9 protein-coding genes are annotated in these 11,323 nt (G+C 71.0%); 2 read left to right on the top strand and 7 right to left on the bottom strand.

Features of this window, described 5'->3' with window-relative positions; translation table 11 throughout:
* Positions 1–137 precede the first annotated feature (137 nt).
* The 3 genes from AB0D74_RS47635 to mce all read right to left on the bottom strand — a co-directional run bounded on the left by AB0D74_RS47635 (position 138) and on the right by mce (position 5,780).
* Entirely contained in the window at positions 138–1,073 is a 936-nt protein-coding gene (locus AB0D74_RS47635; protein WP_089098739.1) for a cellulose-binding protein, read from the bottom strand.
* A 195-nt stretch (positions 1,074–1,268) separates the two neighbouring features.
* A complete protein-coding gene (gene scy, locus AB0D74_RS47630) occupies positions 1,269–5,117 on the bottom strand; it encodes a polarized growth protein Scy (RefSeq protein WP_362601890.1) in 3,849 nt (1,282 codons plus the stop codon).
* 222 nt (positions 5,118–5,339) lie between these two features.
* Positions 5,340–5,780, bottom strand: coding sequence for a methylmalonyl-CoA epimerase (gene mce / locus AB0D74_RS47625; protein ID WP_351714588.1), 441 nt, complete (start codon positions 5,778–5,780; stop codon positions 5,340–5,342).
* A gap of 149 nt (positions 5,781–5,929) precedes the next feature.
* On the opposite strand from mce, the gene AB0D74_RS47620 reads away from it, so the two are divergent.
* Positions 5,930–7,135 carry an acetyl-CoA C-acetyltransferase gene (locus AB0D74_RS47620; protein WP_362601885.1) on the top strand — a complete coding sequence of 402 codons (1,206 nt, stop codon included), beginning with the start codon at positions 5,930–5,932 and terminating at the stop codon, positions 7,133–7,135.
* A gap of 39 nt (positions 7,136–7,174) precedes the next feature.
* Positions 7,175–8,131, top strand: a complete 957-nt coding sequence (gene meaB / locus AB0D74_RS47615) for a methylmalonyl Co-A mutase-associated GTPase MeaB (protein ID WP_362601882.1) — start codon at positions 7,175–7,177, stop codon at positions 8,129–8,131.
* Positions 8,132–8,576: 445 nt separating this feature from the next.
* Here meaB and AB0D74_RS47610 read toward each other — a convergent pair whose 3' ends face one another.
* The 4 genes from AB0D74_RS47610 to AB0D74_RS47595 form a co-directional block, all read right to left on the bottom strand.
* On the bottom strand, positions 8,577–9,053 hold the full coding sequence (locus AB0D74_RS47610) for a MarR family transcriptional regulator (protein ID WP_089098733.1): 477 nt from the start codon (positions 9,051–9,053) through the stop codon (positions 8,577–8,579).
* 92 nt (positions 9,054–9,145) lie between these two features.
* Positions 9,146–9,952, bottom strand: coding sequence for an AIM24 family protein (locus AB0D74_RS47605; RefSeq protein ID WP_362601877.1), 807 nt, complete (start codon positions 9,950–9,952; stop codon positions 9,146–9,148).
* Positions 9,949–10,599: an AIM24 family protein gene (locus tag AB0D74_RS47600; protein WP_362601874.1), complete on the bottom strand. Its 651-nt coding sequence runs from the start codon at positions 10,597–10,599 to the stop codon at positions 9,949–9,951. The genes AB0D74_RS47605 and AB0D74_RS47600 overlap by 4 nt, the downstream gene beginning before the upstream one ends.
* Before the next feature lies 1 nt (position 10,600).
* Positions 10,601–11,233, bottom strand: coding sequence for an AIM24 family protein (locus AB0D74_RS47595; protein WP_362601894.1), 633 nt, complete (start codon positions 11,231–11,233; stop codon positions 10,601–10,603).
* Positions 11,234–11,323: the final 90 nt, after the last annotated feature.

Here is an 11,323-nt window from a genome sequence, read left to right as displayed (position 1 = left end):
GCGCAGTTCCCCGCGCCCCTTTTCTTTTGGGGGCGCGGGGAACTGCGCGAACAACCCCCACCGGGCCCGCGGCCGAACGACGAAGGCCCGCACCCCCCTCGGAGAAGGGGAATGCGGGCCTGCGATGTCGCTACGGCTTACCGGGACTGCTGCGCCGGAACCCCGCGGGAGATCGGCTCGTCCTCGGCCGGCGAGCTGGCGGCAGCCACCGCCGCCCCCGTCAGCGTCGCCAGCATCTCGCGGACGTTGGTCAGCTGGGCGTTGATGCTGTCGCGGCGGTTGGTCAGCGCGGCCAGCTCACGCTCGGATTCCGAACGGATCCGGTCGGCCTTGGCGTTCGCGTCCGCAACGATGTCCTCGGCCTGGCGCTGAGCCGTCTCGACCGTCTGGCGGGCGCGACGCTCGGCGTCGGTGCGCAGCTTCTCGGCCTCGAGACGCAGCTGCTCCGCGCGGTGCTCGATCTCCGCGAGGCGCTTCTCCGCCTTCTGCTGGCGGGACGCCAGGTCACGCTCGGACTGCTCGCGACGCTTGGCGAGGTTCGTCTCGAAGTCGGCGGCGGCCTGCGCGGCCTTCGCACGGGTCTCCTCGAAGAGGGCGTCCGCCTCCTCGCGCTTGGACTGCGCGTCCTTCTGGGCCTCGGAGCGCAGCTGCGACGCGTCACTCTTGGCCTTCTCGACGATCCGGACGCCCTCGTCCTCGGCCTTGGCCTTGCGCTCTGCAGCGAACGATTCTGCGTCGTTGCGCACCTGCTGGGCCGCCGACTCGGCGAGCTCGCGGTGCTGCTCGGCCGCGCGCCGGGCCTCCTCGCGCAGGTCCTTCGCCTCCTCCTCGGCGAGGCGGAGGATCTTCTCGACACGCGCGCCGAGGCCGGCGTACGACGGCTCCGCGTCGGTTACCTGAGCCTGGGCGTTCTGCGTCTCGAGATGGAGCTCCTCGATGCGCTTTTCCAGAGCGGTGATGCGGGCGAGAGCGCTGTCACGGTCGGAGACGAGCTTGGAGATCCGTTCGTCCACCTGAGCGCGGTCGTACCCACGCCGCACTAGCTCGAAGCCGTAGGGGGAAGTGTCGCTCATGGGGTTCCTGTCGAAAGAGACCGGTGAGGTGATAGGGGGAATCCTAGGGGCCGAAGCGGTGTGTCATCGAGCGGATACGTGTTTGATCTGGAGAATGACACCCCTTTTGAGTGGCGACCTGTGAGATCGCTTGCCAAAGCCTCTGCCGCAGATTTAATCAAAAGCCTCAGAACACTACAGAACCGGCCCCGGCTTCTAGCCCTCTGAGGGCTTGCCACCCGATCGTGGGGCACCCACCGTACTGCCCGCCTTGACCCCGCCGTCCTTGCCTGCCGACGGGGCCTCGAAGGATTCCAACGCCTCCAGGACGTCCTGGACACGGGAGATCTCGCCGTTGATGTTCTCCCGCCGGCGCTCCAGGATCTCCAGTTCGCGCTTTCCCTCCTCGACCGTGCGGCGGGCCTCGCGGATCGCCTCGGCCTTGAGCTCCTCGGCCTCCCGGACCAGCGTGGCCTTCTTCTGTTCGGCCTCCTTGAGCAACCCCTCCGCCTTCTTGACGGCGGCGATCCGGACCTTGCCCGCCTCGGAGTTGGCCTCCGAGACCAGGTCCTTGGCCTTGGCCTGGGCCTTGGCGAGCTGCTCCTCGGCGGCCTTGATGAGTGCGTCACAGCGGTCGCCGGTGGACTTCATGGTCTCGGCGGCCTCGCGGCGGGCCCGCTCGTGCAGCTCCTCGATCTCGGTGGTGATGCGCTCGCGCAGCTCCTCCGCCCGCTCCCTTATGGCGGTGGCGTCCCGGCGGGCCCCGACGAGCAGCTCGTCCGCGTCCGTACGGGACTTCTCCACCCGCGCGTTGCCCTCGACCGTGGCCTCGGACACCAGCCGGTCGGCCTCCTTGCGGGCCGCGCCCACCATGGTGTCGGCCTGCGACTCGGCGTCCGCGGTGGTCTTCATCGCCTGCTGCTGCGCCTCGGTGAGCAGTTTGTCGGCCTCGGCGGTCGTCTCGTTGATGAGCGTGTCGACCTGCTCGGCCACGTCCTGACGGCGCCTGTGGGCATCCCTGCGGGCCTCGTCGAGGGTCCGCTCGGCCTCCTCGCGCGCGGAGTTGAGCAGGCGCTCGACCGTCGCCTCCGCGTCCGCCTTGAGCCGCTCGGCGTCGGCCCGGGTCCGGTCGGCGTGCAGCTGGGCGGAGCCGACCGTCTCGGCGGCCTCGGCCCGCAGCCGCTCCGCGTCGCCGGTGGCGTCCGCGATCAGCTTCTCCGCCTTCGCGATGGCGTCGGCGCGGACCCGGTCGGCCTCGGCGATGGTCTCGTTCTGGAGCCGCTCGGCCTCGTTGCGCGCCTCGGTGATGAGGGTGTCGGCCTGGGTCGCCGCGTCCGAACGCATCCGGTTGGCGTCCTCGCGCGCCTCGGCACGCGTGCGCGTGGCGTCCTGGTCCGCCTGGGCGACGGTGTCGGAGGCCTCGGTGCGCACCCGCTGGGCGTGCGCCGCCGCCTCGGACCGCAGCCGCTCCGACTCGGTCATCGCGTCGGCGACGGTCCGCTCGGCGAGCGACTTCGCCGCCTCGGACGCCTCGGCCGCCTCGCGCCGGATCCGGGTCGCGTCCTCGCTGGCCCGCTCCCGCTCGGAATAGGCGTCGGCGCGGACCCGGTCGGACTCCTCCTCGGCCTCCCGCCGGGTGCGGTCCGCGGCGTGCTCGGCGGCCGAGCGCAGCCCGGTGATCTCCTCCTGCGCCTGCTCGTGCAGCCCGGAGACCGAGTCCCGCACCTGCTGGGCGTGGAGCTCGGCGGCCGACACCATCTCGGTGGCCCGCCGGTCCGCCTCCTCGACCAGCCGTACCGCCTCGGCCTGCGCCTCCTCGACCCGGTTGCGGGCCTGGGCCAGCAGGTCCTCGCTCTGCTCGCGGGCCCGCTCGCGCTCCTGGTCGGCCTCCTGGCGGGCGGAACCGAGGAGCTCCTCGGCCTCGCGGCGCCGCCGGGCGGCCTCCTCCTGGGCGGCGGCCAGCGTCTCGGACGCCTCGGTGGACAGCCGCTCGGCCGCCGCCTGCGCCTCGGCACGGACCCGGTCGGCGGTGTCCTGTGCCTCCTGCTTGAGCCGCTCCGCCTCGGCCGCGGCCTCGGACCGCAGCCGTACGGCGATGGTCTCGCCCTCCGCGCGGGACGCGGAGGCGTCGGCGGCGGCCTCGTCGCGCAGCCGCTCGGCCTCGGTCTCGGCCTGCTGCTGGAGCGTACGGATCCGCTCGGCGGCCTCGCCGCGCAGCCGGTCGGTCTCCTCGGCGGCCTCCCGGCGGATCCGGCCGGACTCCTCGCGCGCCTCCGTCAGCGCCTGGTCGGCGCCGGTGAGCCGGTCCTCGGCCTCGCTGTGCAGGCGGGTCAGCTCGTCGGCGGCCTCCGCGCGCCGGGCCTCGACGCCCCGCTCGGTCTCCGCGCGCATGTCGGCCGCGGCCCGCTCGGCGTCGGCCTGCATCGCCTCGGACTGCTCCTGGGCCTCCGCGCGGAGCCGTTCGGCCTCCTGGCGGGTGCGCTCCAGGGTCTCCTCGGCCTGCCGGCGCAGCGTGGTGGCGCGCTCGATGGCCTCGGTGCGGACCTTCTCGCTGTCCGTGGTCGCGGTCTGCCGCAGCTCGTCGGCGTCGGCCTTGGCCTTGGCGAGCAGCTCCTCGGCGGACTTGGCCGCCTCCTCGATCTGCTGCACGGCCTCGCGCCGGGCCTCGGCGCGGATCGACTCGCCCTCGGCGACCGCGTCGGACCGCAGCTGCTCGGCCTCGCCGCGCAGCCGGCGGGCCTCCTCCTGCAGCTCGACGGTCTTGGCGCGGTACTCCTTGGTGTCGTCCTTCGCCGTGCCCTTCAGCTGCTCGGCGATGTCGTGCGCCTCGGCGCGCAGCCGGTCCGCCTCGGTCTCCGCCTCGGTGCGGATCCGCTCGGCCTCCTCGGCGGCGCCCTTGGTGGTCTGCCTGGCCTCCTCGGCCGCCCGGTTCAGGACGTCCTCGGCGGTCTTGGCGGCCTTCGCCAGCTGGGAGGCGCTCTCCTCGGCGGTGAGGCTGCGGGCCTTCTCGGAGGCCTCCGCGATGATCTTCTCGGCCTCGGCGCGGGCGTCCGCGACGACCTGCTCGGCGCTCGCCTTGGTGGCCTCGGCCTCCTTGGTGGCCTCGCTGACCAGCCGGGCGACCTGCTCCTTGGCCGTCTGGGTGCGCTGCTGGTTGCTGGCCTCGGCACTGGAGAGCGCCTTCGTGGCGTTCGCCTCGGCCTCGGTGACCAGCTTCTCCGCCTCGGACTGCGCCTTGCGCAGCGCCTCGTCGGCCTCCGCCATCCGCTGCTCGGCGGCCCGGCTCAGCTCACCGGCCTGCCGACGGGCGCTGTCCGACTCCGTCGCGGTGGAGTTGCGCAGCTGCTCCGCGTGGTCGGTGGCCTCCTGGGCCTGCGTGGACGCGGCGTTCAGCAGCCGCTCGGCGTCCCGGCGGGCGCGCAGCAGCAGCTGCTCGGCCTCTGAGCGGGCCGCCTCGGCGTCACTGGTCACCCGCTGGCGGGCCTCGGTGGCGATCCGCTCGGCCTCGGCCCGGGCGGCGCTCATGGCCTGCTCGGCCTCGGCCCGCGACTCGTCGAGCAGCCGGCGGGCCTGCGACTCGGTGCGGGCGCGCAGCTGCTCGGCCCACGACACGTTCTCGTTGACGTGCGACTCGACGGTCTGCCGGCGCTCGGCCAGCTCCTGGTCCAGCTGCTGGCGGCGGGTCACCGCCTCCTGGTGCAGCTCGGCCTGGAGCCGCGCGGCCTGCTCGGCGTGCTCCTGGAGGATCCGCTGGGTCTGCGCCCTGGCCTCCGCGGCCACCCGCTCCGCCTCCTGGCGGATCTGGTCGGCCTGCACCTGGGCGTTCCGCAGCAACTGCTCGGCGTGGTAGCCGATGTCACCGCCGTCGAACGCGGGCCGGGACATGATGGTGCGGCGCGCCTCGTGCAGCTTGGCGCGCAGCACCTCGACCTGGTAGCCGAGGTCCTCGGCATGCTGGATCGCCTTTTCCCGCTCGGTCTTCAGCCGTTTCATCTCGGCTTCGAAACGAGTGAGGTGGTCGACGTCAGCCGCCGGCTCTCGCTCCTGGCTCTCGTAGCCCCGCACTGCGCGGTCCCATCCGTCCCCTGGTCGCAACCTTCTCCGTACGAGCACCGTCCATCCGCCGAACGGGGCCCCCGGGGAATGGTGTCAGATCAACGGCGGAGCACGGGCTGCTGCCCCGACGCTCGTCCCCCGAAACCCGGACCCCGGCATGCGGTCGCCCCGGCCCTGCGAACGTGCGAAGGGGCGACCGCCCCCAACCCTACCGGCCCATATGTACGAGGGTCAGTGCTCAGGTGACTCAACAGCCGCCGAAGTGACCAGTTCTGTCAGTACGCCGTGGCAATCCTTCGGGTGCAGGAAGGTGATCCGCGACCCCATGGAGCCGATCCGTGGCTCGTCGTACAGAACGCGTACGCCCTTGGACCGGATGTCGGCCGCGTCCCCGTCCACATCCGCCGTACCGAAGGCGATGTGGTGGACCCCCTCGCCGTTCTTCGCGAGCCACTTGCCGACCGCCGAGTCCTCCCGGGTCGGTTCGAGAAGCTGCAGGTAGGAGGCGCCGCCGTCGGACGTCTCGTTGATCTTGAGCATGGCCTCGCGCACGCCCTGTTCCTCGTTGACCTCGGTGTGGAACACCTCGAAGCCGTACGTGGCCTTGTAGAACTCGACGGTCGCGTCGAGGTCGTGGCAGGCGATCCCGATGTGGTCGATTCGCGTCAGCATGGATTCAGTGCAGCGCCACGACGATGGTTACGCAACGTGCCAGCGATCACACTGACGGCCCGATGACGGCACGGAGTGCCACGCAATACATTCGAAGTAAACCCTCGTTCACTCCTCGGCAGTGCAGCCGGTAAGGGGATTCGCAGCTCATGACTTCTGGAACCTCTGGAACCACCTCGGTGATCGTCGCGGGCGCGCGTACGCCCATGGGACGACTGCTGGGCTCGCTGAAGTCCTTCTCCGGAGCCGACCTCGGCGGCTTCGCGATCAAGGCCGCCCTCGACCGTGCGGGGATCGGGGGCGACCAGGTGCAGTACGTGATCATGGGGCAGGTGCTCCAGGCCGGCGCCGGGCAGATCCCGGCCCGCCAGGCCGCCGTCAAGGCCGGCATCCCGATGAGCGTCCCGGCGCTCACGATCAACAAGGTCTGCCTCTCCGGCCTCGACGCCATCGCCCTCGCGGACCAGCTGATCCGCGCCGGCGAGTTCGACATCGTGGTCGCGGGCGGCCAGGAGTCCATGACCAACGCCCCGCACCTGCTCCCCAAGTCCCGCGAGGGCTTCAAGTACGGCGCCGTCGAGATGCTCGACGCGATGGCCTACGACGGCCTGACCGACGCCTGGGAGAACATCCCGATGGGCGAGTCGACCGAGAAGCACAACACCCGCCTCGGCCTCGGCCGCGAGGAGCAGGACGCGGTGGCCGCCCTGTCCCACCAGCGGGCCGCCGCCGCGCAGAAGAACGGCATCTTCGAGGCCGAGATCACCCCGGTCGAGATCCCGCAGCGCAAGGGCGAGCCGGTCGTCTTCAGCAAGGACGAGGGCATCCGCGGCGACACCACGGTGGAGTCGCTGGGCAGGCTCCGCCCCGCGTTCACGAAGGACGGCACGATCACCGCCGGCACCTCCTCGCAGATCTCCGACGGCGCCGCGGCCGTGGTCGTGATGAGCAAGGCCAAGGCCGAGGAGCTGGGCCTGCAGTGGCTCGCCGAGATCGGCGCCCACGGCAACGTGGCCGGACCGGACAACTCGCTCCAGTCCCAGCCGTCGAACGCCATCAACCACGCCCTGAAGAAGGAGGGCCTGGACGCCGGCGACCTGGACCTCATCGAGATCAACGAGGCCTTCGCCGCCGTCGCCGTCCAGTCAATGAAGGACCTCGGGGTGACCACCGAAAAGGTGAACGTGAACGGCGGAGCCATCGCCCTCGGCCACCCCATCGGCATGTCCGGCGCCCGGCTCGTCCTGCACCTGGCCCTGGAGCTCAAGCGCCGGGGCGGCGGGGTCGGCGCGGCTGCGCTGTGCGGTGGCGGCGGCCAGGGTGACGCGCTGATCGTGCGGGTACCGAAGGCCTGAGCCGGTTTCTTCGAGCGAACGAGAGCGAACGGAGCTGTGATGCAGGACGTCTCCTCACTGGTGGCCCAGGCCAGGGAGGGCCGACCGCGAGCGGTGGCCCGCCTGATCTCCCTGGTGGAGAGGGCGTCTCCGCAGCTCAGGGAGGTCATGGCGGCACTCGCGCCGCTGACGGGCAACGCCTACGTCGTGGGCCTGACCGGCTCGCCCGGGGTCGGCAAGTCGACCTCGACGTCGGCGCTCGTGACCGCCTATCGCAAACAGGGCAAACGGGTCGGCGTGCTGGCCGTCGACCCGTCGTCCCCCTTCTCGGGGGGCGCCCTGCTCGGCGACCGCGTCCGGATGTCCGACCACGCGTCCGACCCCGGCGTCTACATCCGCTCGATGGCGACGCGGGGCCACCTGGGCGGCCTCGCCTGGTCGGCGCCCCAGGCCATCCGCGTCCTGGACGCGGCCGGCTGCGACGTGATCCTCGTCGAGACCGTCGGGGTGGGCCAGTCGGAGGTCGAGATCGCCTCCCAGGCGGACACCTCCGTCGTCCTGCTCGCCCCCGGGATGGGCGACGGCATCCAGGCGGCCAAGGCCGGAATCCTGGAGATCGGCGACGTCTACGTCGTCAACAAGGCGGACCGGGACGGCGCCGACGCCACGGCCCGCGAGCTGAACCACATGCTGGGCCTCGGCGAGTCCCGCGGCCCGGGCGACTGGCGGCCCCCGATCGTCAAGACGGTCGCCGCGCGGTCGGAGGGCATCGACGAACTGGTGGAAGCACTGGAGAAGCACCGCGCCTGGATGGAGGAACGGGGCGTCCTGGCGGAGCGCCGCCTGGCCCGCGCCTCCCGCGAGGTCGAGACGATCGCGGTCACGGCCCTGCGCGCACGCATCGCCGACCTCCACGGAGACCGCCACCTCGGCGCCCTCGCGGAGCGCATCGCAGCCGGCGAGCTGGACCCGTACCGCGCGGCGGACGAACTGGTGGCGGGCCTGACGGAGGGCTAGCCGCCGCGGTGGCTCAGGCCGTCCCCCGGCCGCGGGCCGGTGGGGGCTGCTCGCGCAGTTCCCCGCGCCCCTTACGGGGCGCTGTACTGCCGCGGCAGCAGCTACTCGGCCCACGGTGGCGGTGCGGGCTGTTTCCCGGGCGGTGCTCTGGGTCGGACGGGTGAATTCCGGCGGCGGGTTCGTCGTGCGGCCGGTGGCGCGGACACATTCAGCGACGGTCCGGTCGTGAGCAGCGGATGCGGGCCACCTCGCCCTCGGCGACAAGCTCGGCGCGTACGCGGAGCGCAGCCGCGAGGAACTGAAGGCCTTCCGGATCAGGCACGACCAGTACAACACCGGTGACATGCTCGACGGCTGGCCGGTCGGGCGGGGGACGGAGCCGCACACAGCGGAGCGGCGGACGGGACCTGAACTCCCGTCCGCCGCTCCTCGGTGCTGCTCGGGGTCACGGTCGCCCGCGCTGCCCCCGCAGGTGTTCCGCGATGGGCTTGAGGCCCTTGTCCAGTTCGATGAGCGCCTCCGGCGACAGCAGGTCGATGAAGTGCCGTCGCACGGAGGCGACATGATGTGGCGCCACCTTCTTCATCGTCTCCATGCCGTGCTCGGTGAGGACGGCGAACAGCCCGCGGCGGTCGGACTCGCAGTTCTCGCGGCGGACCAGGTTCGCGTTCTCCATACGGGTGATCTGGTGGGACAGCCGGCTCTTGGACTGGAGGGTGGCGGACGCGAGGTCGCTCATCCGCATCCGGTAGTCCTCCGACTCGGACAGGTTCACCAGGATCTCGTAGTCGTTCATTGTCAGGCCGAACGGCTGCAGGTCCTTTTCGAGCTGGTACGTCAACAGCCTGTTGACCTCCAGGTGGGTGCGCCAGGCGCACTGCTCCGCATCGGTCAGCCAGCGCGTGGCCGTCTCGGTCTCCATGAATGAAGTCTACCTAAAATGTTGAAAGGCGAACTAGTGAGGGTGGTGTGACTGTGCGCACGCGTTCGATGTCACACTCCGCAGACTACCGCTCACAGCCCGAAGCGACGCTGGAGGTCCCCCAGCTGTCCGGGAAGGCGCGGTGCGCCCGGTTGCTGTGAATGTCCTGTGGAGGGGGTGCCTCCACCGGGTACTCCGGGCTCGTGCGGAACCGCTCCCGCGGCCTGCTCGGCCATCAGGGTCTCGGTGGACTGCAACAGGACCGTACCGGCCCCTACGAACTCGAACTGATGCTCCTCTCCGGAGGCCCCGCCGAGGCCTGTCAGTGCACGTAGACCGCCCATCACGCCGGTCATGTACCCATGGTCGTAGTGGTGGCACGGGGAGGGGCAGTCGGCCCATCCCACCAGTGCCTGCGGGTCCACCCGGACGGGGGGTTCCATGAACACCACCGGACCGTTGGACGCCGCCACAAACTTTCCGGTTCCGATAAGGGTCAGAAAACCGGGAACGATGGATTGCTTCAACGCGAGACTTGGCTGAAAAGCGAGCAGGTTGCCGGAGCGAATGGTCAGGTTGCCGTCGTCGAGGTCGTACGAGTTCACATCGAACGCCCGGTCGGCGAGGAGCATCCGGCCCGAGCCCTCCGCCACCACCCAGTCGCTCGCGTGCAGAGGCGAATGGAACGACGTCCGGACAAGTCGGTCCAAACGGCCGTGCCCGATGCCGTTGAAGTCGATCGAGCCGTAGTAGGCGATCATCTTCCCCTTCTGCAGGAACCACTGGCTGCCCTTGAGCTCCACGCAGAAGGTGTACTTGTTGACGTTGTCGTCGACGGGCAGGGTCATCGGGTCGTACACGACCGGTCCGGCCGGCCCCGCTGCTCCGTATGCGCTCACAGCTTCTCCTCCGAGGCCTGCACGTACACCATGCCGTTGCCGCTGAGCTCCAGCTGGAACGCCTCGCCCGAGCCCCGGCCGACCATCTCCCGCCAGCCGAGCGCCGACGACAGCTTGTTGCGGACGTCGCCGTGGTGGGCGACGTAGGCCTGCGGGTCGACATGGACCGGGCGCTGCGGGGTGACCGGGATCTCGAAGACCCCGCCGTGGGCCATCACGGCGACCGCGCCGTGGCCCTTGAGGGTGGTGGTGAACAGGCCCTGGCCGGTGACCTGGCCGCGCACCATGCCCATCACACCGCCCTGGGAGCCCATGAACATCGTGCCCTGCTGGAGCGTGCCCTCGAAGGCGAGCAGCCGGTCCGCCTCGACGTAGAGGGTGTCGCCGGTGAGCGTGATGACGTGGACGTGGTGGCCGCCGTGCCCGAAGAAGACCGTGCCGCTGCCCTCGACGGACATGAGGGGGGTCGCCTCGCCGGCGACCCGGCGGCCGAGCATCGACATCAGCCCGCCCTGACCGCCCTGGATGTTGGGCGTGAAGGACACCTCGCCCTTGTAGGCGAGCATCGCGCCGCGCTGGCTGAACAGCCGCTGCCCGGGGACGACGGTCGCCTCGACCATCTTGGAGTTCACCTCGCGCAGGGCCATGTCAGACGTCCCCCGCGATCGTGTTGCGCTCGCTCGGCTGTACGTACACCAGGCCGTCCCCCTCGAACCGGATCTGGAAGGCCTCCCCGCCGCCCTCGCCGAAGAACGTGCGGAAGGTCACACCCGACTGGAAGGACTGGCGGAGGTTGCCCTGGTGGGCGATGTAGGCACCCGGGTCGACGGTCAGCGGGTACTGGGAACTGACTCTGAGCACCACCGCCGGGCCGTCCGACATGATCGCCGCCTGGCCGTGGCCCTCGACCGTGGTGGTGAACAGGCCGTTGCCCTGGGAGGCCCCGCGCAGGCCGGTGAACGTCGTGCCGGTGCGCAGGCCCGCGTCGGTCGCGAGCAGGTTGCTGGACTCGACGTACAGCTTGTCGCCCTGGAGACCGACCAGGTTGATCTCCGACGCCCGGTCCGCGAACCAGCACGTCCCGTGCCCCTTCACCTCCATCACCGTCATCTGCTCGCCGGTGAGCCGCCGGGTCACCATCCCGCGCAGTCCCTCGCCGCCGCCGCTCAGCTTCTTGAACGCCATCTGCCCGTCGTACGCGACCATCGAGCCGTTCTTCGCCTTCACGGCGTCCCCGGTCATCTCGACGGCGAGCACCTTGCTTCCCTGAAGTCGGAACATCGCCACGCTGCGAAGGTAGCCGCAGGCAGACGGCGGCGACAGGTCCCGTGGGTGGACATCACCCCGGAACCGTCCCTTAGGGGTGCGGCG

This window comes from Streptomyces sp. NPDC048278, assembly GCF_040652195.1.
Classification (GTDB): Bacteria; Actinomycetota; Actinomycetes; order Streptomycetales; family Streptomycetaceae; genus Streptomyces.
The sequence above is the reverse complement of the archived record's forward strand: the minus strand, read 5'-3'. Positions and strand labels throughout refer to the sequence as shown.